We start from the raw sequence: 25486 nt of genomic DNA on the forward strand, positions 1-25486 counted from the left end.
ATGGGACCAAAGCCGCGACAGCCGCCAACACCGACCGGCCGCGGCCGGGCAGCCTCATGATCCCCAGTGCCCATCTCCGCGTCACGCTCACTCGGAACATGCCCCGAGTCACCACGCTCACCGGAGGCCTCGCCACCGCGCATACCCAGAACGTGACGCCCCCCGCCCCCGCACTCACGCGAAGGTTCGCCCACCTCGCAGCCACCCACAAGCACCACGTACCGCAGCTCTCCGCCGCGCTCACTTGAATCGAGACCCACATCGCCGCCGCGCACCCCCGGCACGCAGAGCACCAGTCCGTCACGTACACGCGAGATGAGACCCGCCTCGCTCGCGCGCGCACGCGGCACGTGGCAAAGCTCGCCGCCGCGCACATGCAAGACGTGGTGCACAGCACCGCCACGTTGGCGTGGCAGGTTGCGCGTCTCGCCGGGCTTGCTCCTGGCGTGGCCTAGTTCGCTGCCGGCCGCGGGCGGCACGTGGCGCGCCGCACTGTCGTGGTCGCGCGGGGCGAGACTTACCTCGGCACCCACACGCGAGATGTGGCGCAGCTCGCCGCCGCGCACATGCAAGACGTGGTGCACAGCACCGCCACGTTGGCGTGGCAGGTTGCGCGTCTCGCCGGGCTTGCTCCTGGCGTGGCCTAGTTCGCTGCCGGCCGCGGGCGGCACGTGGCGCGCCGCACTGTCGTGGTCGCGCGGGGCGAGACTTACCTCGGCGTCCACAGGCGGGGTGGGGCGCAGCTGGGTGCGCTCACTTGCGGGCTCATGCTTGCGCGGGGGATTGCGCGGCTCGCGCTCGGTGGCCGGGGCGTTTGGGCTGGTGAGGGCTGGGGGGTGGACGGCCAGGTTGCTTACGTCCGAGGCGGTCAGCAGGAGCGCCATGGCGAAGATGACCGGCCACAGCATCCCCGTCCTGCGGTCGGCCAATACCGCTCGGTATCGACGTCCTGCCACACCGATGACCTTACCTAACTCTGTGTAGGTCAATCTTTACTGAGCGTAATGTGCCAGTCGGTCGGGAGTGACCCGCTTCACTGGCGTTCGCCCTTGTCATATACCCCCTGGGGGTAATAGATTCAGGCCATCGGAACCACACGTGAACGGGAGACCAAAATGACCACCACGACGCACACCGCGCACCACGAGGGTCACCACGCGGCCGGCGGGCTGCAGATCTCGACGGACGGGCACACGCTCGAACTGCAGGACACGATCGTGCGGCCCGGTGAGATCGATTTTCGGTTCCGGATTCTCGGGCCCGATGGGCGGCCGGTCACGGCGTTCACTCCGATCCATGACCGGGAACTGCACTTGATCGTGGTGCGCCGGGAGCTCACGGGCTTCTGGCACGTCCACCCGGAACGCGCCGAGGACGGCACCTGGTCGGTCCGGCTGAACCTGCCCGAGGCGGGCGCGTACCGGGTCTTCACCGACATCGCCCCGCGTGAGCTCGGCCGTACGATCACGCTCGGCGCCGACCTCGCGGTGGCCGGGCAGTACGAGCCCGAGCCGGTACCCGAGCCGGCGGCGAGGCATGCCGTGGACGGCTACGAGGTCGAGCTCGAAGGCGGTCTCGCGGCCGGTGAAGCCCGGCGGCTGACCCTCAGCGTTCGCAGGAACGGGCAGCCGGTCACCGACCTGCAGCCCTACCTCGCCGCCTACGGTCACCTCGTCGTTCTGCGCGCGGGAGACCTGGCCTACGTGCACGTCCACCCCGACGGCGAACCCGGCGACGGGGTGACCGCGCCCGGGCCTGACATCACGTTCCACGCACAGGTCCCGGGGCCGGGGACCTACCGCGCCTTCCTCGACTTCAAGCACGGTGACGTGGTGCGCACCGCCGCGTTCACCATCGTCGCCCAGTGACTGTTATGTAGTGGTCGATACATATCTCTGTTATTCTGTATCGACCACTACATAAGGAGACCGTGATGACGCTTGCGGGTAAGACGGCACTGGTGACGGGCGCCAGCCGGGGCATCGGGCGGGCCGTCGCCGAACGGCTCGCCGCCGACGGCGCGCTCGTCGCGGTCGGCTACGCACAGGACGAGACCGCCGCCAAGGAGGTCGTCACGGCGATCGGCGGACGGGCGTTCGCCGTCCAGGCCCGTCTTGGTGCCGAGGGCGATGTCGACACGCTGTTCGCGGCGCTCGATCGGGGGCTGCGCGAGCACGGCGCAGGTCGCGAGATCGACATTCTGGTCAACAACGCCGGCGTCGCCGCGCCGGTCACGATCGAGGACGTCACGCCTGCTCTTTACGACGAGGTCTTCGCGGTCAACACGCGCGCCACGTTCTTCACGACCCAGCGGGCGCTGTCCCGGCTGCGCGACGGCGGCCGCGTCATCAACATCACCTCGGGCGCCACCCGGATCGCCTTCCCCGAGGGCATCGCCTACGCGATGACGAAGGGAGCGATCGAGACGTTCACCCTCGCGCTCGCCCAGCACCTCGGGCCGCGCGGCATCACCGTCAACAACGTGGCCCCCGGGATCATCGACACCGACGTCAACGCGGACTGGCTGCGCGGCGATCCCGAGGCCGAGGCCTATGCCGCCTCGCGGGCCGCGCTCGGCCGCGTCGGTAGGCCGGACGACGTCGCCGCGGCCGTCGCCTTCCTCGCCTCCGATGACGGCCGCTGGGTCACCGGGACCACGCTGGACGCCACCGGAGGCTCCCACCTGTGAAAGACCGCCCGGCCTCGGCGAGGTCCGGGCGGCCTTCAGCTCATCGTGCGCCGGATGCCACGCGCGTGGCGGGCGCGGGCGAACTGTCGGGGATCGACCTGGTGTTGAAGGCGTACCTGGCCGCCGAGTCGGCGATGGCGTCGGAGTTGACGTCCAGCGCGGTCAGGTTGACGTTGTTGATCGTGTCACAGGCCAGGTGGTAGCAGACGTCGTACGCGACCCCCGCGGTGCCGCCGAAGAGCGCCGCCTCGGCGGGCGTCTTGATGCCCTCGGCGCCGGTGAAGATCCCACCGGACGGGATGCCGACCAAGATGAACGGCCCGTAGTCGGAGCGGCCGTCGAAGTCAGTGCCGACGTGGCCGAGCTTGCGGGCGTCGAAGAACCTCTCCAGCTGCTTCTCGATCTGCGCCGAGCCTGGCGGGCCGGCGGGTGCGCCCGTGGCGTCGGAGTCGTCGCCGTCGTACAGCTTGTAGGCGTAGTTGGGGGACGCGACCATGTCGAAGTTCAGGTAGAGCCGGATCTTGTCGCGCTCCGCCTGGGACAACTTCGCCACGTACTGGTCGGAGCCGAGCAGGCCGATCTCCTCGGCGGCCCAGAACGCGAACCGCATCTTGTTCTTGACCGGGAAGTTCCGCATCTGCAGCGCGGTCTCCAGGATCGCCGCGGTGCCCGACCCGTTGTCGTTGATGCCCGGCCCCTCGGTCACGCTGTCGAGGTGGGCTCCGATCATGACCACGTTGCCGGGGTTGCCGTGCCGCGACTCGGCGATGACGTTGTGGTTGGTGCCGAGCACCAGGTTGGAGTCGACCTTCAGCCGGACGACCGTGCCCGGATTGGCGGCGAGCTCGTTGCCCACGGCGAAGCTGGAGAACACCATGGGGATGCCGGCCCGCCATTCACCGATGTTGAGCGGGAACGGGTCGGTCCGGCCGGGCTGGCCCTCGTTGAAGATGATGATGCCCGACGCCCCGGCCCGCCCGGCGTTGAGCACCTTGGTGGCGAACGGGCAGGTGCCGCGCTGGATCAGTGCGATCCGGCCCGCCACGAACCCGTTGAAGTCCGCAGCCTCGCAACCGCTGGTGGACGTGGGTGCGGGTGTCGGCGGCAGTACCAGGTCCACGGCCTGGACCTGCGCCGTCACGTCACCGGCGGGCGACGGCTCGAACGTGATGAAGTCCGTCCCCGGCGTGTAGGTCTTCGGGTTCGGGGACTGCTGCGCCAGGACGGCCGGAGAGTTCTCGCTCCAGCTCTCGACGAAGTTGATCGGCTGGAGCGTCACCTTGTAGCCGGCGGCGCGCAGCTTGCCCGCGACATAGTCACGGGAGGCGTTGTAGCCGGGCGTACCCGCGGCCCGGTTGCCCCCGTTCGCGGTGGCGATCGCCTGAAGGGCGTCCAGATGCTTCTTGACGTTCTCGCCCTTGACCTTCTTCACCAGCACCTTGGCGAACAGGTCGTCGAGCGAACCGGCTTCGGCCGGGGCTGACACGGACAGTGGCAGAATCACGGCGGCAGCGACCATAACGGCACCCGCGACCCGCCTGCGACGGCGAATACGCACGCCAACTCCTTTGTTAGGACGAACGACGCAGACCCCCCGAACTTCCCGTGCCTGGAAAGTAACCCCGGCCACGAGCGGAGGAAAGGGCGCAGTCACCCGTTTGGCATGCGGAGTCCCGCCCACAATCGGCCAGCCGACCAAAAGTTGAAATCTGAACCGAAGGCCGTCTCGGAACGTGCGGCTTCAGGCGCGCCGAACCGTCAGGCGACCGGGGCCCCGCCGCGAAGCGCCGCGACCAGGGCGGATACGCGCGGGTCGTTCGAGGCGTCGTCCAGGGAACGGCTGAGCGTCTCGTAGTACGTGGGCGACGCCTTCTCCACGGTGGCGCGTCCCTCCTCGGTGATCACCGTGTAGACCCCGCGGCGGTCGTTCGCGCACAGGTCACGGCGGGTGAGGTTCGCGGCCTCCAGGCGGGCGACGAGGCGGCTGACCGAGCTCTGGTTGAGGCCGATGAGGTCGGCCAGCTCCTGCATGCGCAGCTCGCCGTCGTCGGCGCGCGACAGGCGGCACAGCGCCCGGAACTCCGAGAGCCCGATGCCGTGCCGGCGCTGGAGCGCCTTGGCCAGCTCGTGCTCGACCCGGCCGTGCAACGTCACCACCTGGTCCCAGGCCTGCGCATCCATGATCGTCCTCGCCTTCAGCGGTTGACAACAGAGTACATGCAGGTCCAATATCTGCATGTGCATGCAACGCATGTACATGCATAGAAATTTCGATCGAGGAGCAGATCATGCGCATCGAGAAGATCGCCACCACCCCGGACTGGTACGCGCCTTACCGGATCTCGCAGGCGATCAAGGCCGGCGGCCTGATCCACGTGTCGGGCCAGGCAGGCATCGACGAAGAGGGCAGGACCGTCCCGGGCGGCTTCCTCGCCCAGGGCCGGCAGGCGTTCGCCAACATCGAGCGGGTGCTGGCCGAGGCCGGCGCCGGTCTCGGCGACATCGTCAAGATCGGCATCTTCGTGACCGACATGGCGTCCGACCTCGACAAGCTGATCGAGCTGCGCGGGGAGTTTCTCAGCGAGCCCTACCCCGCCGACACCCTGATCGAGGTCTCGTCGCTCGCCCAGCCCGACTGGCTGATCGAGGTCGAGGTCACCGCGCTCGCCCCCTGACTCCCGCCACGCCGCCCGTAGTGATCGCCCCGAGCCCGGAGACCGTCCGGAGAGAGAAGACGACCATGCCCGTCAACCCGTTGCTGCGCCCGTACCGACGAGGCGCTCTCGACCTTCCCAACCGCATCGTGATGGCCCCCATGACCAGGGGCAGGGCCGACGATCTGACCGGGGTCCCGAACCCGTTGACCAAGGACTACTACGCGCAGCGCGCCGGGGCCGGGTTGATCGTCACCGAGGGGATCTACGCGAACGCGCTCGCCAAGGGCGGCCCGGGCATCCCCGGTCTGGTGACGGACGCCCAGGTGGCTGCCTGGCGCGAGGTGACCGAGGCCGTCCACGCGGCAGGCGGGCGGATCTTCGCCCAGCTCTGGCATGTCGGCCGGATGACGCACCCGCACGTGCTGCCGGACGGTCAGCGGCCCGTCGCCCCGTCCGCCGTCCGGATCGAGGGCGAGCAGATCTTCACGGCCCGCGGCTGGGTCGACCACGTCACCCCGCGTCCCCTGACCACGGCGGAGGCCGAGGCGACGGTCGCGGACTACGCCGCCGAAGCCCGCAACGCGATCGCGGCCGGTTTCGACGGCGTCGAGATCCACGGCGCGAACGGCTACCTGATCCACCAGTTCCTCGCCGGCAACACCAACCTGCGCACCGACCGCTACGGCGGCTCCCGCGACGGGCGGCTGCGGTTCGCGATCGAGGTGGTGGAGGCGGTCGTGGCGGAGGCGGGCGCGGAACGCACTGGGCTGCGGATCTCCCCCGACAACCCGGAGAACGAACTCGTGGAGGAGGACGCGCAGGAGACCTACCGGACGCTCGTCGACACGCTGGACCCGCTCGGGCTCGCCTACCTGCACGTGATCGAACGCGGCGCGTACGGCGCGCTCGCCGACCTGCGGCCACGCTGGTCGGGCACGCTGGTCGGGAACTTCAACGGCCCGGAGGCCACCATGCCGGGCGCGGGGGAGAACGTCCTCAACGCGGACCTCGCCGACCTGTTCTCGTTCGGGCGGCACTTCATCGCCAATCCCGACCTGCCCGCCCGGATCGCGTCGGGCGCGCCGCTGAGCACGCCGGACCGGGGTCCCGTCTATGGCGGCGGCGCCGAGGGCTACGTCGACTACCCCTCGCTCTCCGGCTCGCGCGTTTGAGGCGCTCCGGCGATCACAGCGGGACGTCCCAGAAGTCGATCTCGTGCCGCATGCCGTCCAGGAACAGCTTCTCGGCCCGCTCCCGGTCCGGTGCGGCCTCGTCGATCATCTGGGCGCAGCGCCGGGTCAGCTCGGCGAAGCCGGGATCGGCGTAGGTGTCGACCCAGCGTCGGTAGCGCGGCTCGGCCGGTGGATTGTCGGCCAGCCGGGCACCGAGCGTGGAGTAGCCCCACATACAGGGATAGAGCGCCGCGAGGCCTTCGCCGTACGAGGCCGCGCTGTCCAGGAGGAAACGCGTGTACGCGGCGCACGCCGGCCCCTTGCTCGCGCCCTCCAGATCGGCGCCGAATTCCGCGGCCAGCGAGCGGTGCAGGGACAGCTCGTCGTGGAACGTGGCGTGCGCGAGATCGACGAGATCACCGAGGTGCGCCGCGGGCGCCTGCCAGGCCAGCCGGGAGAACACCCGCACGTAGTCGAGAAGGAAGAGGTAGTCCTGCTCCAGCCAGGAGCGGAACACCGCCTCGTCCAGGTCGCCGCCGGCGATGCCCGCCACCGTCGGGTGCTTCAGCTGCTCCTCGACCAGCGGCAGGCCGAGCTCTTCCAGATGTGCCGCGAGACTCATGCCCGAAGTCTCCCACCGAGCCCGGAATGACGCGGACCCCGCCGGAGGTGATCCGGCGGGGTCCCGCGTCTTGACCGATGTGTGGGGTCGCCTCTCGGCGAAAGGCTCAATGCGGCTCCAGCCGGACGGTATTCCGCAAAGGCGATAGGTGAGGCCCGGGGACACCCAGGCACACCGGCCACAGTGTGTAACCGTCCGCTACCTGGGATTGTTCCCGCCACCATCCGTTCATCCGGTGGCCGTCCGAGGGCCGCCGGCGGGCCTCCGGAGGGCAGTCCGGGCACGGCAGCGTGAACGGCGTGCAAGCCGGCCTCGTTCGTAAGACCGCAGCGCTGTTCCTTGCCCTCGCGTTGACGGGGTGCACGGCCGCCGCGACGGCCTCGCAGAAGAAGACGATCGTCGTGGGCGTCAAGTCCGACCAGCCCGGCCTGGGACTTCTGGAGAACGGCGCGCACCGGGGCTTCGAGGTCGACGCCGGCACGTACATCGCGCGGCGGCTCGGGGCGACGCGCGTCACGTTCAAGACCGTGACGTCGGAGGACCGGGAGCGCCTCCTCGCCGCGGGCACGGTCGACCTCGTGCTGGCCTCGTACTCCATCACGGCCGAACGCTCGACGAAGGTCACGTTCGGCGGGCCCTACTACGTGGCCCACCAGGACATCATGGTCCGCAAGGACGAGCAGGGCATCCGTTCGGTCCGCGACCTTGCGGGCCGCCGCATGTGCCAGGCGAGCGGGTCGGTCTCGTCGCAGCGGGTCACCAGCGGCCTCGGCATCGCGACCCGGCTGGTGCCGTCGCCCTCCTACAGCGAGTGTTTCAAAAAGCTGCTGGCCGACGAGGTCGACGCGGTGTCGACGGGCGACCTCGTCCTGGCCGGCTTCGCGACCCGGGCACGGGACCGGGTGCGGATCACCAACACCCCGTTCACCGACGAACGGTACGGGGTCGGCCTGCGCAAGGGCGACATCGAGGGCTGCGAGGGCGTCAACAAGGCGATCACGCAGATGTACCAGGACGGCACGGCCGCGCACCTTCTGGACAAATGGTTCGGCGCCTCCGGGCTACGGCTCACCACGTCGGTCCCGGAGTTCGAAGGCTGCTCCTGAACGACGAAAGACCCCGCGCGCGGCGGGGTCCTTCGTCCGGCCGATGTGCGGGTCGCCTCTCGGCGAAAGGCTCAATGCGGCTCCAGCCGGACGGTATTCCGCAAAGGCGATAGGTAGGGCCCGGGGACACCAGGCACACCGACCATGTGATGTAACCGCCGAGGCTTCCGGGTTGTTCCCGGCTCCCGTACGTAGCGTTCGCCACTCGATTCGACTATTCTGTAGCGAACACTACAAAACAGAGGAGTCATCATGTCCTACGCCCGGACCGTCCAAGGCACAGGCACCGGCCTCGCTCTCGCCCACGGCGCGGGCGGCGGCATCGCCGACAACTACGGCCCGATCCTGAACGACCTCGCGACCGAGCACACCGTCGTGGGCGTGGACTACCCCGGCTCCGGCACGACACCCCGCGCCTCCGCCCCGTTCGAACTGGACGAACTGGCGGACGAACTCGTGGCCGCCGCCGTCGCCGAAGGCCTGGAGAAGTTCGCGATCTTCGGCTACTCCCTGGGCGGCGCCGTGGCCGTGCGCGCCGCGACCCGCCATCCGGAACGGGTGACCGCCCTCGTCCTGACCGCTCCGTTCGCCCACCCCGACACCCGCTTGCGCCTCGCGGCGTCGATCTGGTCCAGGCTCTACGCCTCCGGCGACCGCACGCTGCTGGCCGAGTTCCTCCTGCTCCACGCGGGCGGCCCGGACGCGCTCGCCTCGATCCCCGCGGCCGGCCTCGCGGACATAGTGACCGCGACCGCCGCCTCACTGCCGCCCGGCACTCCCGAGCAGACCGAGATCCTGCCCCGGGTGGACGTCCGTGCCGACCTGGCCCGGATCAACGTCCCCACCCTGGTGATCTCGACCACCGAGGACGCGCTCGTACCCCCGTCCCTGCACCGCGAGGTCGCCGCGGGGATCAGGGGCGCCCGCCTCGCCGAGCTGGAGACGGGTCATCTCCCGTTCGCCGAACGACCGGACGCCTGGGCCAAGCTGATCACCGGCTTCCTCGCCGGCGTGGCGGATCAGGCTGGATCCGCAGTGAGGTGATCACCGTGGCGAGCATCTCGTAGTGCGCGGCGAGCATGCACAGCTCGATGCACTCGCGGGGGCTCAGGTGACGGCGCAGCCCTTCCCAGGCCCGGTCGTCCAGATCGCCGTGGGCGTGCATGTGGTCGACGGCGGCGAGCATCGCCCGCTCGCGCGGCGTCCAGCCGTCGGCGGCGGGCCCGGCGCCGATCCGCGCGACGTCGTCGGCGTCCACGCCCGCGCGGCGCCCGAGCCGGACATGGTGCTCGAACTCGTACGCGCAGTCCCGGAGGGACGCGACCCGCAGGATCACCAGCTCGGTCTCACGACGCGGGAGGATGCCGCGCGGCATCAGCCGTCCGGCGAACCTGCCCCAGGAGCGGAAGAGCCTGCGATGCCTGCCCAGGGTCAGGAAGAGGTTCGGGGCGGCCGTGCCGCCCACCAGCCCGGCGATCTGGGCGGCCGCCCAGTTGGGCAGGCCCACCTCACGCGGCCCGCCGGGCGGGATGCGGGGCTCAGGCACGGGCGTCCTTCCTCGGCTGGTCCAGGTAGCGGGTCATCGCTACGTTCAGTGCCCGCATGAGCACTGTGTACACGATCGGTACGTAGCGCTGCAGCAGGTGCAGGGCGCGGATGTCCCCGGACGTGAAGATCAGGTACTTGTCGCGTTCAACGCCCCGGACGATCGCCTGGGCCGCCTTGTCCGGCGAGACGGCGTGCTTGCGGAACAGCGCGATCGCGCGCCGCGTCCGACGCGCCTCACGGTCGACGCCGACGATGTCCACGGTGCGCACCAGCGGTGTGTCGATCCCGCCGGGACACACCAGGCTCACGCCGATCCCGTGCCGGCGCAGGTCGAAGCGGAGCACTTCCGACACCCCGCGCAGGCCGAACTTGCCGGCGCTGTAGGCGGCGTGCCACGGCAGCCCGAACAGGCCCGCCGCCGACGAGACGTTCACCAGATGTCCCCCGCCACCGGCGTCGATCATCGGGGGGACGAACGCCTCGATGACGTGGACCGGGCCCATGAGGTTCACGTCCACCATCCGCCGCCAGTGCCGGTGCGTGAGGCGGTCGACCGTGCCCCAGGCGGAGACCCCGGCGACGTTCATGACCACGTCCATGCTCCCGACCTCGGCGTGCACCCGTTCGGCCAGGCGCAGCACGTCGGCGTGGTCGGCGACGTCCGCCGGCTCCGCCAGCAGGACCTCGGCGCCGCGAGCGCGGAGGAGCGACACCGTCTCCGCCAGGCCGTCCGCGTCGATGTCGGTGAGCACGAGCCTGGCGCGGCGGGCCGCCGCCGTCAGGGCCGTGCTGCGCCCCAGCCCGCTGGCCGCGCCGGTGATCAGGCAGAGCTTGCCGGACAAACTGGTCATCGGCACAACCTAGACGGCTATAGACACGGATGTCTATAGCCATAAACATCGCTGTCTATGGCTCGTTCTCCGGCGGCATCAATCGCGCGACCAGCGCGACGAACGGTTCCCTGAGCGCGGCGAGCGCCGCGAGATCCCCCGTCAGGACGCGCGTCGTGACCAGCGAGACCAGCGCGCCCACGACCGTCTCGCACGCGAGGCGCTGCTCGGCGGTGGTGGCGCCGAACAGCTCCGCCACCCAGGCCGTCAGCGTGGCCTGCACGGTCAACCGGCGGCCGAGCACCTCGACGCCCGCCGCGTACACCTCGACGAGGAAGACCCTGGCCACCTCGGGTTCCGCCGCCAGGCCCGTGAGGTACGCGCCGATCACCCGGTCGAGGCGCTCCAGCGGCGTGCCGCCGAGCCGCGCGGCCTCCTCGATGCGTTCGGCGAGGATGTCGGTGACCAGCTCGTACGCGGCGATGAAGCACGCCTCCTTGTTGGCGAAGTGCTCATAGAAGGTCAGCCGCGACACCCGGGAGCGCCTGAGCACGTCCGCGACCGACGTCGCGACGTACCCCTTCTCGGCGGCCACCTCGACCATCGCCACCAGCAGGCGGTTCCGCTGCTGGGTCGCGACCTCTTCGCGGGTCAGGCCATGCGACCCGCCCGGCAGGGGTCCGGCGGAATGCGTGCGCAACGAGGACGGCTTCTCCACCCGGCCATGCTAGGAGCCGCCAGGGTTCCCGTTCACCGGCGCGGGCGAACAGGCGACCGCCCCGCCGGTCGACCGGCGGGGCGGACTCAAGGTCAGCGACAGGCCAGACGCGTCTTGTAGAGACGCCCGTTGTAGTCGGGCCTGTCACCGTCGGCCCGATGGTCGGCGTGCAGCGCGTAGACCGAGATGCACAGGCCCTTGCCCTTCCACCGTCCGCGTACCTTCACCGGACCGGCGTAGCGCTTGAAGTTGCCCTGGTCGGTGGCGACGTTGCCCTTGGCACGGTCCTCGGCGTACCGCGAGTTGTAGATCTGGATGTACATCGGAGTGCGGTCGTTGTAGCGCGGCTTGCCGGGGCGCTTGACCAGAGCGGCGCAGTTCCAGCCGCTCTTGGGGTTGTAGTAGAGCTTGACGTCGCTCCGGTAGTACGTCTTGCCCGTGAGCCGGTCCTTCATGGGCACCGGGATGGAACGCACGAGGTTGCCCGCGCATCCGTAGCCCCCGGCATTCGCCGACGGGGCGACGGCGACGTTCACGGCCATGACAGAAGCCGCCGCGGCGGCAAAGGCGACAGTCCGCTTGAACATGAGAACGACGCTATCCATCCCGATTTGTCTGCAACAAGCCTCCCGGCGACCGGGCGCGCCATCCAGATGACCTAGGCGGGGTAGGCGCGCATGGCGAAAGTGGCCACGCGATCCAGTTCGTCAGCCGTCGCGCCGTCCTGGGACTGGCGCGACATGCCCTGGACGGTCGCCGCATAGAATGTGGCGAGGCCCTCCACATCGGTGTCGGCGGGGATGCGGCCCGCCTGGACGTCGCCTTCGATGCGTTCGGCGAACGCGCGTTTGGCCGCGACACGGTGGACGCGCAGCTCCGCTTCGATGTCTTCGGCCTCGGGCCCGTGGTTGACCACGGCGGTGATGATCAGGCAGCCGGGCGGGTGCCCGGGATCGGCGTAGTTGACGGCCGCTTCGCGCAGGACGCGTTCGATCGCCTGACGGCCAGTGGGCTCCTCGGCGAGAGCACGCGTGGTGAACGCGCCGTGGGTGCGCTGGTAACGCTCGACGGCCTCGCTGAAGAGCCCGCGCTTGTCGCCGAACGCCGCGTACAGGCTCGGCGGGCGGATGCCCATGGCGGCGGTCAGCCCCGCGATCGAGGTCGCCTCGTACCCGTGCCGCCAGAACTCCCGGAGGGCCTTCTCCAGCGCCGCGTCACGATCGAAGGCGCGGGGGCGGCCGGGCGTTCTGCTCATGGACTCATTGTATAGCGGTCGATACAAATCTTGCCGGTTAGTAACCGAGTGCACCGCGAAGGGCCGGTGAGAGCGCTCACCGGCCCTCGGTCCTCAGAGCGCGGAGAGCCTCTCGAACTGCTCGTCGGACAGCTCCACGCCGCCCGCCGCGACGTTCTCCTCCAGGTGCGCGATCGACGTCGTGCCGGGGATCGGCAGAACGGCCGGGGACCGGCGCAGCAGCCAGGCCAGCGCGGTCTGGGCGGGGGTCGCGCCGATCTCCTTGGCCACCGCCGCCACCGGGCCGTCCGGTCCGGCGTGCTCGCCCATGGCCACCGGGAAGAACGGGATGAACGCGATGCCCTGCTCGGCCGCGTAGTCCACGACGTCCTCGTGGTGGCGGGTGACCAGGTTGTACATGTTCTGGACGCTCGCGATCGGCGTGATCTCGGCCGCCTCGCGCAGTTGCCCGGCCGACACCTCGGAGAGCCCGATGTGCCGCACCTTGCCCTCGTCCCGCAGCTGCTTCAAGGTCCCGATCTGGTCCGCCAGCGGCACCTCCGGATCGATCCTGTGCAGCTGCAGCAGGTCGATCCGTTCCACCCGCAATCTGCGCAGGCTCAACTCGGTCTGCTGGCGGAGGTAGGCCGGATGACCCAGCGGCACCCACTCCAGTGGCGACGGCCGCACCACGCCCACCTTCGTCGCGATCACCACGTCGTCCCGATACGGCCGCAAGGCCTCGGCGATCAGTTCCTCGTTCTCCCCGAGACCGTACGAGTCGGCCGTGTCGATGAGGTTCACGCCCAGCTCCACGGCCCGCCGCAAGACCGCCGAGGCCGCCTCCCGGTCACCGGGCGCGCGCCAGATGTGTCCCATGCCCGGATCGATGCCCGGCTCCGGCGGCGCCGCGAGCCTCATCGCCCCGTATCCGATCCGGTTCACCCGGAGGTCGCCGCCCAGCTCGAACGTCCCCATGTCGCTTCCTTCAAACTTGAATCATCACGGACATCGGGTCGAACCCCGACCCCGCGGCGTACATTCCGGGCTACTCAAGGACGTCCGCCAGGCCCGGCAGGCGCTGCGGAGCAGGAGTGGCGGCGCACCAACCCCGAGGCCCGCGCGCGCCGAGACGACGATGGCGCAGCTGCGCCTCTCCATCGAACAGCTGGAGAGAAGACTGGCCAGGGCTCAGGAGAAGGAGATCAGGGACGCCGAAGAGGCCATGGCCGCCCGCCGCGCATGGCTGCAAGAGGCGGAGCGCACGCTGGCTGAAGGCAGGTGACCCAGAGCATAAGTTTCGTCCGAGGGGCATAAACCGGTGCATACCTCACGCCAGAGGTAAAGCCGTGACCAGGACGGGTGGCCAGGGCGCCCCAGGCCAGGGAGAGTAAGGACATGTCCTCTCGCACCCCTCCGCGAAGCACGTCCGCGTACCCCAGCGGCCGGTGCATCGAGGGGTGCGGGCAGGCTCGAAGACTCCACGGAGGGCTCGCACCCCGGAAGAGGCCGGGGTATGGGGCGGAGCCCCATCGGGGGCGTGGGGGCGGAGCCCCCACATCGGGGGTCTGGGGGGCGCCCCCCAGGCAAATACGACGAAGGAGTGGCGGGGAAGCGGGCTTTCGCCCGCGACCACACCACTCCGAACTCCGAGTGGGCGAGGAGGGATTTGAACCCTCACATCCTTTCGGACACACGGACCTGAACCGTGCGCGTCTGCCGTTCCGCCACCCGCCCAGGGTGTCGCATCGGCCCTCGTCGGGCGTGCTCGAAAAGGCTAGCACGGGCCCAGCAGTGGTTAGGTATCCAGATACTTCGAGCGAACCTTCGCACCGATACGATCGTCTACCAGTGGGGAAGGGAGGTGCCCGTGGGCGTCATTCAGCGCTTCGAGCGACGGCTCGAGGGCATGGTCGAAGGAGCCTTCGCCCGGGCCTTCAAGTCGGAGCTTCAGCCGGTCGAGGTGGCCAGTGCTGTGCAGCGCGAGATGGACGATCGTGCCGCGATCGTGGCTCAGGGCCGGACTCTGGTGCCGAACGATTTCGTCGTCGAGATCTCGGAGCAGGACGGTCAACGGCTGCAGGTGTACGCCGACAGCCTGAGTCAGGAGCTGGCGAATCTGGCCCGGGAGTACGCGAAGGAGCAGGGGTACTCCTTCGTAGGGCCGGTGCGCGTCCGGTTCGAGAACGCGGGCGATCTGGCCACGGGCATGTTCCGGATCAGGTCAGGCGTCATCCGTGGCACGACGGTGGAGGGCGGCGAGATCCGCCAGCCGCCGACCGACGTGCCCAGGGGGCCGGCCGGGGCGTTCGGCGGCCAACCGCGGCTGCTGGTCACCACGGCCGTGGAGGGCACGCCCGCCACACAGCGCACGTACGAGATCAATACTCCGGTGACCTTGCTGGGCCGCGGTACCGACTGCGACCTGCGACTCGTCGACCCGGGCGTTTCCCGGCACCATGCCGAGATCCGCGTAGAAGGTCCCGAAATCGTCCTCGTGGATCTAGGGTCGACCAACGGCTCTTTCGTGAACGGTCAACCGATCCGGCGAGTGACGCTCGTCGACGGTTCCCGCGTCACGATGGGCCGTACGACCCTTGTGTTCCGCCGCGATAGGGAGTAACCCCGACTCCGATGTCCCCATTCACCCTCACGCTGATCAAGCTGGCGTTCCTCGCGGTGCTCTGGCTCTTCGTCATCGCGGCCGTCGGTGTGATCCGGGCCGATCTGTTCGGCTCGAAGGCGGCCACGCGGGCCGCCCAGCCCCGGCCCGCCAAGGCGGCGAAACCGCCTCGGCAACCGCGGGCACAGCAGCAGCGCAGCGCTCCGACGAAACTGGTGGTCGTCCAAGGCGAACGGGCGGGGACCGTCATAGATCTCACGGGGGTGCCCATCACCATCGGTCGGGCGAATGACGCCACGCTCGTGGTGACCGACGACTACGCTTCGAGCCGGCATGCCCGAATTTACGCGCAGGACGGTCAGTGGATCGTGGAAGATCTCGGGTCGACCAATGGCACCTACCTCGGCCGCACGAAGGTGAGCCGGCCGATGCCGGTGCCCCCGGGCGTGCCGGTCCGTATCGGCAAGACCGTGATCGAGCTGCGCAAATGACTCTGGGAATCCGTTACGCCGCGCGCTCCGACGTCGGCATGCTGCGCGAGGGCAACGAGGACTCGGCATACGCGGGCGCGCACCTGCTCGCGGTGGCCGACGGGATGGGCGGGCATGTCGGCGGCGAGATCGCCAGCGCCGCCGCCATCGAGGCGCTGCGCAAGCTCGACAAGGAGCTCCCGGCCACCGAGCTGCTGGCCGCGCTGGAGCACACGGTCAAGTCGGCCAACGACAACCTGCACCGCATCGTGGAGTCCGACCCCGCTCTGCAGGGCATGGGCACCACGCTGACGGCGATGTTGTGGGCCGGCAACCAGGTCGCGCTGGTGCACATCGGCGACTCGCGCGCCTATCTGCTGCGCGACGGCAGCCTGTTCCAGATCACGCACGACCACACCCTGGTCCAGTCGCTGGTGGACGAGGGCCGGATCAGCCCGGACGAGGCGGCCTCCCATCCGCAGCGGTCGTTGCTGCTGCGCGCGCTGGACGGGCGCGGCGAGGTGGATCCCGATCTGTCGCTGCGCGAGGCCAAGGTCGGCGACCGCTACCTGCTGTGTTCCGACGGTCTGTCCAGCGTGGTCACCGCAGAGACGATCTTCCAGGTGCTCACCGATGTGGACGACGCCGACCAGGCGGTCCGCAACCTGATCGACCTGGCCAACCGGGGCGGCGGCCCCGACAACATCACGTGCGTGGTGGCCGACGTCGTCGAGCTGGGCCAGCAGCAGCAACCGGGCGGCCCCGGGCGGGCCGTGGGCGCGGCGGCCAACGCCGCGCCCTCGTCGGACCTGCCGGGCGGCGGCGGCGCGGCCCCCACGGCGATCGACACGCCCGCCGGACGTGCCGCGCAGCTGCGCGACACCATGCCGCAGCCGCCGGTCGCGGTGGACGAGATGCCACCGCCCGCCGGCCCGATGAACGAGCCCGTGGGCGCGGCGCCGCCGCCCGCCGCGATGCGGCAGCCGATGTCGCGGCGCGATGCCCGGCGGGCCGGCCGCGGCGGCCCCCGCCGCTGGACCTGGCTGGTCGTGACCGCCGGCGTGGTCGTGGTCGCGCTCGCCGCGGGCGGCTTCGCGACCGTGAAGTATCTGCAGGACGGCTACTACATCGGGGCGGAGAACGGGCACGTCGTGCTCTTCCGCGGCACCTCCCAGAAGGTCCCGGGCCTGCCCCTGTCCAAGAAGGCCGCCCAGAAGGACCAGCCCAATCCGCCGATCCTGGTCGCCGACCTGCCCGCCGACCGTGCCAAGGCCGTCCAGGACACCTACCCGGTCAAGGGCAGCCCCGCCGTCGCCGTCAACGACCTCAAGACCGCCGTCTGCAAGTACTCCCTCCAGCAGGAGGCCGGCAAGGTCGTCATCGTGAAGGGCAAGGAACAGAAGAGCTGCAGGGAGGCCAAGGTCAAGGGCAGCGAGCTGAAGACGGCCGAACTGCCCCAGGCCGACGCCGACGCCGTGGAGAAGGGCATGCACTCGTTCATCGGCGTCGCCGGCGCGGAGCGCAAGCTCGCCGAGCTGACCACGCTCAAGGAGCGGTGCGCGGCCAAGGACCCGCAGGTGAAAGACTGCCCGCAGGACGGGGCGGACAAGCCATGAGTTCGATCGGGCAGCAGATCCGCGCGCAGCTTCCGTACGCCAAACGGAACGCGGCGTCACTGGCGCTGCTGGTCTTCGCGATGGTGCTGACGCTGTCCGCCTTCGCCGAGGTCGGCCTGGCGCGCGACGGCCGCCTCCCGATCGGGCTTCCCCTGTACGGCGGCGGCCTGGCGATTCTGGGCTTCGCGGCCTACTTCGTGCAGGCCAAGTTCGCCCCGTATGCCGACCCGTTGCTGCTGCCGCTGGCGGTGGCGCTGAACGGGCTCGGCCTGGCGATGATCTACCGGCTCGACCTGGACTTCAGCAAGGCCAAGCTCGAAGCCGTCCAGGCCGGGCGCAAGCTGGCCGAGGACGAGGCGTCCGCGCCCGGCCAGCTGATGTGGACGTTCGTCGGGATCGCCATGTTCGTCGTGGCGGTGCTGATCATGCGGGACACCAAGAACGGCGAGGGCCCGCTCGCGGTCAGCCCCAAGACCATGCAGCGCTACACCTACATCATCGGCCTCTCGGCCATGGTCCTCCTGCTGCTGCCCATCGTTCCGGGGCTCGGCGGCTCGGTGAACGGCGCCCGCGTCTGGATCTTCATCGGCCCGTTCTCGGTGCAGCCGGGCGAGTTCGCCAAGCTGATGCTGGTGGTGTTCTTCGCCGGCTATCTGGTCAACAAGCGGCAGGCGATGTCGCTGATCGGCAAGAAGATCGGCCCGCTGAGCCTGCCCCGCGCCCGCGACCTCGGTCCGATCATGGTGATCTGGTTCTTCGCGCTGGGCGTGCTGTTCGTCCAGAAGGACCTCGGCACCGCGCTGCTGTACTTCGGCCTGTTCGTGTCGATGCTCTACATCGCCACGCAGCGGGTCTCCTGGGTCATGATCGGTGTCGGCCTGCTGGCCGTCGGCATCTTCATCGCCACGCTGCTGCCGTTCATGGGCCACGTCAACCAGCGCATCGACATCTGGCAGAACCCCGGCCCGTACTTCGACGGCGGCTGCCTGGTCAAGAGCGGCGAGGTCGTGCCGGTCAACCCCGACACCGACCTCTACAAGCAGGCCGCCGCCGCCGGCAGCAAGTTCCCGGGCTTCACCGCCTGCGCGAAGCTCGGCGGCGAGTACTCCGACAGCGCCCAGCTGATGAAGGGCCTGTTCGCGCTCGGTGAGGGCGGCGTGCTCGGCACCGGCCTCGGCCAGGGCGAGCCCTGGCGTACCCCCCTGTCCTTCAGCGACTTCATCTTCGACTCGCTCGGTGAGGAGATCGGCCTGACCGGGCTGATGGCGTTGCTGCTGATGTACGCGCTGATCGTGCAGCGCGGAATGAAGACCGCCATCGCCGCCCGCGACCCGTTCCTCAAACTTTTCGCGGGTGGAGTGTCGTTCGTCCTGGCACTGCAGGTCTTCGTCATCGTCGGCGGCGTGACCAAACTCATCCCGCTCACCGGTCTGACGACACCGTTCCTCTCCCAGGGTGGATCCTCGCTGATGGCGAACTGGATCCTGATCGCGATCCTGGTCCGGATGAGCCACGACGCCCGCAAGCCGGCCCCCCAGGCGATCCAGGACGAGGGCATGACCCAGATCGTGAGCACGAGGTAGGGACTCACTCGCAATGAACGGCACGCCCCCCGAACGCAGGATGTGGAGCGATCACTCATGAACATGGACAAGCCGCTTCGCCGCGTGGCGATCTTCGGCCTGTTGTTGTTCTTCGGGCTGATGGCACAGATCAACTACGTGCAGGGCAGCCAGGCGGACAAGCTGCGCACCGACGCCAACAACTCGCGCCAGTACCTCAACCTCTTCAACGAGCCGCGCGGCACGATCATGGCCGGCCCGGACGTGCTGGTGACGTCGGTCAAGACCGGCAAGAGCAACCCGAAGTACGGCCGGGCCTACAAGGACGGCGAGATCTTCGCACCGATCACCGGCTACTTCACCGGCGCGGCCGGCTCGGGCGGGCTTGAGAAGGCCTACAACCTGCTGCTCAGCGGGCAGGACAAGCGGCTCGCGAACCAGGAGTGGTTCGACACGTTCATCGGCAAGAAGGCCAAGGCCGCCAACGTCCAGACCACGATCGACCCGCGGGCCCAGCGGATCGCCTACAACGCGCTCAAGGCCAGCACGACCCGCAAGGCAGCCGCGGTCGTCATGGACGTCAAGACCGGCGCGATCAAGGTGCTGGCCTCGTTCCCCTCGTTCGACCCGACCACGGTGGCCCCGCAGACCGGTGAGGCGGGCGTCAAGCGGTTCGACGCGCTCAACAAGGACCGCACCAAGCCCAACGTCGACAAGGCGATGAGCGACACCAACTTCCCCGGCTCGTCGTTCAAGGCGGTGATCGCCGCCAGCGCGCTGGAGAACGGGATCGACAAGAACACCAGCGTCCCGGCGCCGTCGACCTACCTGCTGCCCGGCACGTCCGTCTCGCTGCCCAACAGCCACGAGGGCGGCGCCTGCGGCGGTGCCGGTCAGGCGCCCCTCATCCTCACGTTCGCCGAGTCCTGCAACACGACGTACGGCATCCTGGGAGCGGAGCAGCTCGGCAAGGACAAGGTCATCCCCACGGTGAAGAAGTTCGGTTACGACCAGGCGATCGAAGTCGAACCCGGCATGCGGTCGGCCAAGAGCTCCTTCCCCAACGACGACGCCGCCAAGACGGCGCTCGCCTCGATCGGCCAGGGCAGCAATTCCGCGACCCCCCTCCACATGGCGATGGTCGCCGCCGCGGCCGCCAACAACGGCAAGATCATGAAGCCCTACCTGATGGACAAGGTCGTGTCCGGTGACACCCAGAAGGTCATCGAGCAGGCCGACCCCACGGAGTTCGGCCAGGCCATGTCGAGCGGCGCCGCCGACCAGCTGGCCGACATGATGCGCGAGGTCGTCCGTTCCGGCACCGGCAAGTCGCTGGCGCAGTTCGACATCGCCGGCAAGACCGGCACCGCCGACATCGACGGCGTCGAGTTCAACAACCGGTGGTTCGTCGGCTTCTCCCCGATCGAGAAGCCCCGCTACGCCTTCGCCGTCTTCACCCAGGGCGATGGCTCCGGTGGCGAGTTCGCCGGCCCGGTCGCCGGCAAGATCATGCAGGCGGTGCGCAAGGATTGAGCCGCCCCGCCACCCCGCCCACCGGCGCGTCCCACCCGGCCGCGCCGGTGACGCATGCCACGGCACGCGTAGGGGAGGTCGCATGAGCGGCGGTCCTCTGCTTGACGGGCGGTACAGGCTGCTGGAGTTGCTGGCCACTGGCGGGATGGGAGAAGTGTGGCGGGCGAGTGATGAGGCTCTGGCGCGCGAGGTGGCGGTCAAGCTTCTGCGCCTGGAACTGGTCTCCGACGCCCGCGCGTGCGGCCGGTTCGGCGCGGAGGCGCGTTTCGCGGCCGGGCTGCACCACGGCGGCATCGCTCAGGTGTACGACTACGGCGAGCAGGACGGCCGGGCCTACCTCGTCATGGAGCTCGTGCCCGGCGAGCCGCTCTCCGACATCCTCGACCGCGCCGGCGCGCTGACCCCCGAGGTCACCCTCGACCTGGTCGCGCAGGCCGCCCGCGCGCTGGCGGTCGCGCATGATCACGGCATCGTGCACCGCGATGTCAAGCCCGCCAATCTGATGATCACCGCGGACGGCACCGTCAAGATCACTGACTTCGGAATCGCCCGGGCGCTGTCGGCCACGAGCTCGCAGACGCAGACCGGCATGGTCATGGGCACCGCGCACTACATCTCTCCCGAACAGGCCTCCGGCCAGCAGATCACCCCGGCGTCCGATCTCTACTCGCTCGGCGTGGTGGCGTACGAGTGCCTGACCGGCAGCGCCCCGTTCGACGCCGACACGCCCGTGACGATCGCGCTCAAGCACGTGCGCGACGCCCCGCCGGAGCTCCCCGCGGCCGTGCCGGCCCCGGTCCGGTCCTTGATCACCGCGCTCCTCGCCAAGCTCCCGGCCGAACGCCCGCCGGGCGCGGCCGAGGTGGCCGCCCGCGCCGAGTTGATCCGCCAGGTGCTGCTGGTCGGCGGAGACCTGCCAGAGTTTGACGGCGGCGGCAGGCCGGATAACCTCACGGAGGTGCCCGGGCAACGACGCTCGGCCCTGATGTACACCTCGGTGGCCACCGGCGTCGTCCTGCTCGGGGTCATCGTGGTCGGCTCGCTGTGGCGCGGTTTCAGCTCGGCGGGCCTCGTGGAGACCCGGAGCCCGCTGCCGACCACGCGGCCCGGTGGCGACCCCGCGTTCAAGGTCACGCCGCCCGCCCTGCGACCACGACCGACGAACGGGCGGCCGCCGATCGTTCCCGGTCCCCGGTCAACGATCAGGCCGTCCCAGACGTCCCACAAGAAGCCCACCAGGAAACCGACCAAGGAAACTCCCACCGCCCCAACACCCACACCGACGGAAAGCACCACGACTCCGTCGACTCCGAGCCCGGTTCCCTCACCCACGGACAGCGGGGAGCTAGGTTCGGAGGACAAGGTGTAGACGTACGAGGGAAAGTGCACATATGAGTCAACCTCGGCTGCTCGGCGGCCGCTACGAGCTCGATGGCGTCATCGGGCGCGGCGGCATGGCCGAGGTCTACCGTGCCCGAGACCTGCGCCTCGATCGGGTGGTCGCCGTCAAGACCCTCCGGTCCGACCTCGCCCGCGACCCGACGTTCCAGGCCCGGTTCCGCCGCGAGGCCCAGTCGGCCGCGTCGCTCAACCACCCGTCGGTCATCGCCGTGTACGACACCGGCGAAGACCAGATCGGCGACACCTCGATCCCGTACATCGTCATGGAGTACGTGGACGGCAGCACGCTGCGCGACCTCCTCCGCGAGAACCGCGCGCTCCTGCCCGACAAGGCGCTGGAGATCACCGACGGCATCCTGCGTGCCCTCGACTACAGCCACCGCGGCCAGATCGTGCACCGCGACATCAAGCCGGCCAACGTGATGCTCACCCGCAATCACGAGGTCAAGGTCATGGACTTCGGGATCGCCCGGGCCATGCACGACGCCGCGTCCACGATGACCCAGACGGCCCAGGTGATCGGCACCGCCCAGTACCTGTCGCCCGAACAGGCCCGCGGCGAGCGCGTGGACGCCCGGAGCGACATCTACTCCACCGGCTGCGTGCTGTACGAGCTCCTCACCGGCAAGCCTCCGTTCACCGGCGACTCCCCGGTGGCGATCGCCTATCAGCACGTCCGGGAGGAGCCGATCCCCCCGTCCCAGGTCGATCCGGAGATCCCCCAGTGGGCCGACGCGATCGTCCTGAAGGCGATGGCCAAGGACGCCGACCACCGCTACCAGGACGCCACGGAGTTCCGGCAGGAGATCCAGCGGGTCCTCCACGGCCAGCCCGTAGCGTCCACGGCGGCCTCGACCATGATGATGGGCGCCCAGCAACAGCCGCAGGGCACCCAGGTAATGGGCGCCATGCCACCGCGCACCCAGATGCAGCGCCCGGTAGGCACCGGCTACGACCTCCCACCGGTCCACTACGACGACCAAAACCTCGACCGCCGAGGCGGCGGCGGCAAGAAGGCCGCCCTCTGGATAGCCCTAGCCGTCCTCTTCATAGGCGGCGCCGCCGTCATCGGCGTCCTGATGCCCCAAGGCAACGGCGGCGGCGGTGACGGAGACAAGATCAAGGTCCCCGAGGTCGCCGGCATGGCCCTCGCCTCGGCCAAGCAGGAGATCGAGGCCAAGGGCCTCAAGGTGGACGTCAAGCAGGAGTACAACAACGACGTCGCCAAGGGCAATGTGATCGAGACCGACCCGAAGGCCGGCGCGGAGGCCCCCAAGGACTCCACGGTCACCCTCACCGTCTCCCGAGGCAAGAAGCCACCGACCGCGGTAGAGGTCCCGAGGGTCAAGGGAATGTCCCAAGCCGAGGCTGAGCAAGAGCTTCGAAGAGTGGGCTTCGACGTCCAGGTCGTGAACGAGAAGTCCAACAGCGTCCAGCAGGGTTCGGCAGTCCGGACCGACCCGTCCGCCGGCGACAGCGCCCGGAAGGGCACGACCGTCAAGCTCTACATCTCGTCGGGTGCGGACCTGGTGAAGGTCCCGGACCTGATGAATCAGAGCTCGCGGACGGCTTGCGTCCGGCTGAAGTCGCTGGGATTGAAGTGCAACATCCAGATCGCCGCGCCTCCTGACGGCACGGCCGTCCCGCCCGGCTACGTCTGGCAGCAGACCCCGGGTGAGGGCACGGACATCACCCCGGGTGAAACGGTGACCATCATGGTCGTGCCGAAGACGCCTCCAAGTCCTTCCACGAGCCCGCCGTTCCCTGGGACCACCCCGCCCGATCCCGACAACTGATCAAACCTGAGAGCAAGCGAACGTCCGGTCCCCCTGCGGGCCGGACGTTCGGCATTACGCGACGTTTTGGGTTAGGTGGGCTATGAAGAGGCCTCGGGTTGATTGGACGGACTCTCGGTAGTCGGTTGCGCAGCCTGCTTCTTGGAGGGCTTGTTCGTAGAGGGTGCGGGGCCAGAGGCCGAAGGTCTGTTGTTCGGCGAAGTGTTTGATGTTCTGGTGGTCCGCTACGAGGTAGTGGCTGTCCACGCGGACGGAGTCTCCGGTCCGCTCGGCTCGGGAGACACGGGAGACGGTGCGTCCGTTCGACCGGAGGAGGTCGCCGGCTATGTGGCCCTCCACGAAGGTCTCGGGGAAGTACCAGGGCTCGATGAGCAGGACGCCGTTGGGTGCGAGGTGGGCGGCCATGCGCGCTATGGCGGTCCGCATGGCCTGGACGGAGGGCAGGTAGGCGACGGCGGCCGAGAGGGAGATCACGGCGTCGTATCGGCGGCCCAGATCGAAGTCGCACATGTCCGCGGTGTGGAGGCGCACGCCGGGCAGCTTGGCTCGGGCCATTGCGATCATTGGTTCGGAGCGGTCGAGCCCTTCGACTTCGAAGGATTCGCGCAGGGCGCTCAGGTGCTCGCCGGTGCCGCAGCCGACGTCGAGCAGCGAGGTCGCGTCGGGACGCCGGGTGCGGATCAGTTGGGTCACCAGTTGTGATTCGGCACGGAAGTCCTGGCCTCGTTCTCGGTAGACCAGGTCGTACACCTCAGCGAGGTCAGCGTCGAACATTCCCGCTGACCGCCTTGGCGAGCTGGTCGACCACCGTCTCGACGTCCTGGTCGGTGAGGCTCTGGTGGATCGGCAGCAGGAGGGTCGTCTCGGCCGCTTCGTCGGTGCGCGGCAGGTCCACGTCGGAGTGGTGGAGGGACGTGTGGTGCAGCGGCGGGTAGCGGAAGGTGGTGTAGATGTCCGCGTCGAGCAGGTCTTCGGCCACCTGGTCGCGGATCGCCGCGTCGAGCTGGATCCAGTAGAAGTAGTACGAGCCCACGTGGCCCGCTGGGAGCGGGGGCGGTGTGCGGACGCCCTCGACGCCGGCGAGGAGGTGGTCGTAGGTCTCGGCTATGGCGCGGCGTCGTGCCACGAAACCGGGCAGGCGGCGCAGCTGGACGCTCCCGATCGCGGCGGTGACGTCGTTGCCGATGCCGCGGCGGCCGATCTCCTCGATGGCCAGTTCCCACCAGCGGCGCCGCATGTCGGCCATCGCGGTGAACGAGCTGCGGTCCACCATGCCGTGGTAGGCCAGCCGGTGGGCGCGGCGGGCCAGTTCGGGGTCGCGGACCCACAGCACGCCGCCGTCACCGGTGGTGATGATCTTCCGGGCGTCCAGGCTCCACACGCCGATGTCGCCGAACGTCCCGCACATCGTGCCGGACACGCTGGAGGCGATCGAGCACGCGGCGTCCTCGACCAGCGCGACGCCGCGTTCGCGGCACAGGGCCGCGATGCCCTCGATCTCACCGGGATGGCCGCCGTAGTGCAGCACGATCACGGCCTTCGTCCGGGGGGTCAGCGCCTGGTCGATGTCGGCGACCGTCGGGTTGAGCGTGCGGGAGTCGACGTCGCAGAAGACCGGCCGGGCGCCGGTGACGGCGACCGCGTTGGCGTTGGCGATGAAGTTCACCGACGGGAGCACCACGTCGTCGCCGGGGCCGAGCCCCAGGAGTTCCATCGCCATGAACAGGCCTGAGGTGCAGGAGTTGATGAAGAGCACTCCGTCGCGTTCCACCTTGAGGTGCGCGGCGAACTCCGCCTCGAAGGTCTGGGTGCGCGGGCCGTATCCCAGCCAGTTGCGGGCGAACACCTCACGGACCGCTTCGAGCTCCTCTTCGCCGAGACTCGGCTGGAAAACGTTGATCATCTCGCC

The 25486-nt window shown here is 69.4% G+C and carries 25 protein-coding genes and 1 tRNA gene; 14 read left to right on the top strand and 12 right to left on the bottom strand.

Annotated features, from left to right (window positions below):
- The first annotated feature begins 1115 nt into the window (after positions 1–1115).
- Both ABD333_RS29900 and ABD333_RS29905 read left to right on the top strand, forming a co-directional pair.
- Positions 1116–1868 carry a hypothetical protein gene (locus ABD333_RS29900; RefSeq protein WP_344545866.1) on the top strand — a complete coding sequence of 251 codons (753 nt, stop codon included), beginning with the start codon at positions 1116–1118 and terminating at the stop codon, positions 1866–1868.
- A gap of 65 nt (positions 1869–1933) precedes the next feature.
- Positions 1934–2689, top strand: coding sequence for an SDR family oxidoreductase (locus ABD333_RS29905; protein ID WP_344545867.1), 756 nt, complete (start codon positions 1934–1936; stop codon positions 2687–2689).
- A gap of 40 nt (positions 2690–2729) precedes the next feature.
- Here the strand turns inward: ABD333_RS29905 and ABD333_RS29910 are convergent, their stop codons facing one another.
- Both ABD333_RS29910 and ABD333_RS29915 read right to left on the bottom strand, forming a co-directional pair.
- Positions 2730–4193, bottom strand: a complete 1464-nt coding sequence (locus tag ABD333_RS29910; RefSeq protein ID WP_344545868.1) for a M28 family metallopeptidase — start codon at positions 4191–4193, stop codon at positions 2730–2732.
- A 254-nt stretch (positions 4194–4447) separates the two neighbouring features.
- Entirely contained in the window at positions 4448–4870 is a 423-nt protein-coding gene (locus ABD333_RS29915; RefSeq protein WP_344545869.1) for a MarR family winged helix-turn-helix transcriptional regulator, read from the bottom strand.
- A 107-nt stretch (positions 4871–4977) separates the two neighbouring features.
- On the opposite strand from ABD333_RS29915, the gene ABD333_RS29920 reads away from it, so the two are divergent.
- Together ABD333_RS29920 and ABD333_RS29925 are read left to right on the top strand one after the other, a co-directional pair.
- Positions 4978–5364 (top strand): RidA family protein, encoded by a 387-nt coding sequence (locus tag ABD333_RS29920; RefSeq protein WP_344545870.1) that lies wholly within the window; start codon positions 4978–4980, stop codon positions 5362–5364.
- A gap of 65 nt (positions 5365–5429) precedes the next feature.
- The gene (locus ABD333_RS29925; RefSeq protein ID WP_344545871.1) at positions 5430–6518 is read left to right on the top strand and encodes an alkene reductase; all 1089 of its coding nucleotides are present in this window, start codon (positions 5430–5432) and stop codon (positions 6516–6518) included.
- 13 nt (positions 6519–6531) lie between these two features.
- Here the strand turns inward: ABD333_RS29925 and ABD333_RS29930 are convergent, their stop codons facing one another.
- Positions 6532–7140, bottom strand: a complete 609-nt coding sequence (locus ABD333_RS29930) for a TenA family protein (RefSeq protein WP_344545872.1) — start codon at positions 7138–7140, stop codon at positions 6532–6534.
- A gap of 299 nt (positions 7141–7439) precedes the next feature.
- On the opposite strand from ABD333_RS29930, the gene ABD333_RS29935 reads away from it, so the two are divergent.
- Entirely contained in the window at positions 7440–8246 is an 807-nt protein-coding gene (locus ABD333_RS29935) for a glutamate ABC transporter substrate-binding protein (protein ID WP_344545873.1), read from the top strand.
- 252 nt (positions 8247–8498) lie between these two features.
- A complete protein-coding gene (locus ABD333_RS29940) occupies positions 8499–9290 on the top strand; it encodes an alpha/beta fold hydrolase (protein ID WP_344545874.1) in 792 nt (263 codons plus the stop codon).
- Here the strand turns inward: ABD333_RS29940 and ABD333_RS29945 are convergent.
- The 6 genes from ABD333_RS29945 to ABD333_RS29970 all read right to left on the bottom strand — a co-directional run bounded on the left by ABD333_RS29945 (position 9238) and on the right by ABD333_RS29970 (position 13554).
- On the bottom strand, positions 9238–9792 hold the full coding sequence (locus ABD333_RS29945; protein WP_344545875.1) for a carboxymuconolactone decarboxylase family protein: 555 nt from the start codon (positions 9790–9792) through the stop codon (positions 9238–9240). The two genes, ABD333_RS29940 and ABD333_RS29945, sit on opposite strands and share 53 nt — an antisense overlap.
- On the bottom strand, positions 9785–10645 hold the full coding sequence (locus tag ABD333_RS29950; RefSeq protein ID WP_344545876.1) for an SDR family oxidoreductase: 861 nt from the start codon (positions 10643–10645) through the stop codon (positions 9785–9787). Before ABD333_RS29950 ends, ABD333_RS29945 begins: the two co-directional genes overlap by 8 nt.
- Before the next feature lie 55 nt (positions 10646–10700).
- The gene (locus ABD333_RS29955) at positions 10701–11342 is read right to left on the bottom strand and encodes a TetR/AcrR family transcriptional regulator (protein WP_344545877.1); all 642 of its coding nucleotides are present in this window, start codon (positions 11340–11342) and stop codon (positions 10701–10703) included.
- 92 nt (positions 11343–11434) lie between these two features.
- Complete coding sequence (locus ABD333_RS29960; RefSeq protein ID WP_344545878.1) at positions 11435–11929, bottom strand: hypothetical protein; 495 nt, start codon at positions 11927–11929, stop codon at positions 11435–11437.
- 71 nt (positions 11930–12000) lie between these two features.
- Entirely contained in the window at positions 12001–12597 is a 597-nt protein-coding gene (locus ABD333_RS29965) for a TetR/AcrR family transcriptional regulator (protein ID WP_344545879.1), read from the bottom strand.
- Between the two features lie 93 nt (positions 12598–12690).
- On the bottom strand, positions 12691–13554 hold the full coding sequence (locus ABD333_RS29970; protein WP_344545880.1) for an aldo/keto reductase: 864 nt from the start codon (positions 13552–13554) through the stop codon (positions 12691–12693).
- 160 nt (positions 13555–13714) lie between these two features.
- On the opposite strand from ABD333_RS29970, the gene ABD333_RS29975 reads away from it, so the two are divergent.
- A complete protein-coding gene (locus ABD333_RS29975) occupies positions 13715–13861 on the top strand; it encodes a hypothetical protein (protein WP_344545881.1) in 147 nt (48 codons plus the stop codon).
- 369 nt (positions 13862–14230) lie between these two features.
- Here the strand turns inward: ABD333_RS29975 and ABD333_RS29980 are convergent.
- Positions 14231–14313 (bottom strand) — tRNA-Leu (locus ABD333_RS29980).
- 133 nt (positions 14314–14446) lie between these two features.
- On the opposite strand from ABD333_RS29980, the gene ABD333_RS29985 reads away from it, so the two are divergent.
- The 7 genes from ABD333_RS29985 to pknB all read left to right on the top strand — a co-directional run bounded on the left by ABD333_RS29985 (position 14447) and on the right by pknB (position 23577).
- A complete protein-coding gene (locus ABD333_RS29985) occupies positions 14447–15199 on the top strand; it encodes an FHA domain-containing protein (RefSeq protein WP_344546241.1) in 753 nt (250 codons plus the stop codon).
- Between the two features lie 11 nt (positions 15200–15210).
- A complete protein-coding gene (locus ABD333_RS29990; protein WP_344545882.1) occupies positions 15211–15690 on the top strand; it encodes an FHA domain-containing protein FhaB/FipA in 480 nt (159 codons plus the stop codon).
- Complete coding sequence (locus ABD333_RS29995) at positions 15687–17285, top strand: Stp1/IreP family PP2C-type Ser/Thr phosphatase (protein ID WP_344545883.1); 1599 nt, start codon at positions 15687–15689, stop codon at positions 17283–17285. The genes ABD333_RS29990 and ABD333_RS29995 overlap by 4 nt, the downstream gene beginning before the upstream one ends.
- Positions 17282–18868 carry an FtsW/RodA/SpoVE family cell cycle protein gene (locus ABD333_RS30000; RefSeq protein ID WP_344545884.1) on the top strand — a complete coding sequence of 529 codons (1587 nt, stop codon included), beginning with the start codon at positions 17282–17284 and terminating at the stop codon, positions 18866–18868. The genes ABD333_RS29995 and ABD333_RS30000 overlap by 4 nt, the downstream gene beginning before the upstream one ends.
- 57 nt (positions 18869–18925) lie before the next feature.
- Positions 18926–20380 (top strand): penicillin-binding transpeptidase domain-containing protein, encoded by a 1455-nt coding sequence (locus ABD333_RS30005; protein ID WP_344545885.1) that lies wholly within the window; start codon positions 18926–18928, stop codon positions 20378–20380.
- Positions 20381–20462: 82 nt separating this feature from the next.
- The gene (locus ABD333_RS30010) at positions 20463–21749 is read left to right on the top strand and encodes a serine/threonine-protein kinase (RefSeq protein ID WP_344545886.1); all 1287 of its coding nucleotides are present in this window, start codon (positions 20463–20465) and stop codon (positions 21747–21749) included.
- A gap of 22 nt (positions 21750–21771) precedes the next feature.
- A complete protein-coding gene (gene pknB, locus ABD333_RS30015; protein WP_344545887.1) occupies positions 21772–23577 on the top strand; it encodes a Stk1 family PASTA domain-containing Ser/Thr kinase in 1806 nt (601 codons plus the stop codon).
- Between the two features lie 54 nt (positions 23578–23631).
- On the opposite strand, the gene ABD333_RS30020 is transcribed toward pknB, so the two are convergent.
- Together ABD333_RS30020 and ABD333_RS30025 are read right to left on the bottom strand one after the other, a co-directional pair.
- Positions 23632–24351, bottom strand: coding sequence for a class I SAM-dependent methyltransferase (locus ABD333_RS30020; protein ID WP_344545888.1), 720 nt, complete (start codon positions 24349–24351; stop codon positions 23632–23634).
- Positions 24338–25480: a DegT/DnrJ/EryC1/StrS family aminotransferase gene (locus ABD333_RS30025; protein ID WP_344545889.1), complete on the bottom strand. Its 1143-nt coding sequence runs from the start codon at positions 25478–25480 to the stop codon at positions 24338–24340. The genes ABD333_RS30020 and ABD333_RS30025 overlap by 14 nt, the downstream gene beginning before the upstream one ends.
- Between the last annotated feature and the right edge of the window lie 6 nt (positions 25481–25486).

The sequence above is a fragment of the Actinomadura fulvescens genome (genome assembly GCF_039533225.1).
Lineage (GTDB): Bacteria > Actinomycetota > Actinomycetes > Streptosporangiales > Streptosporangiaceae > Spirillospora > Spirillospora fulvescens.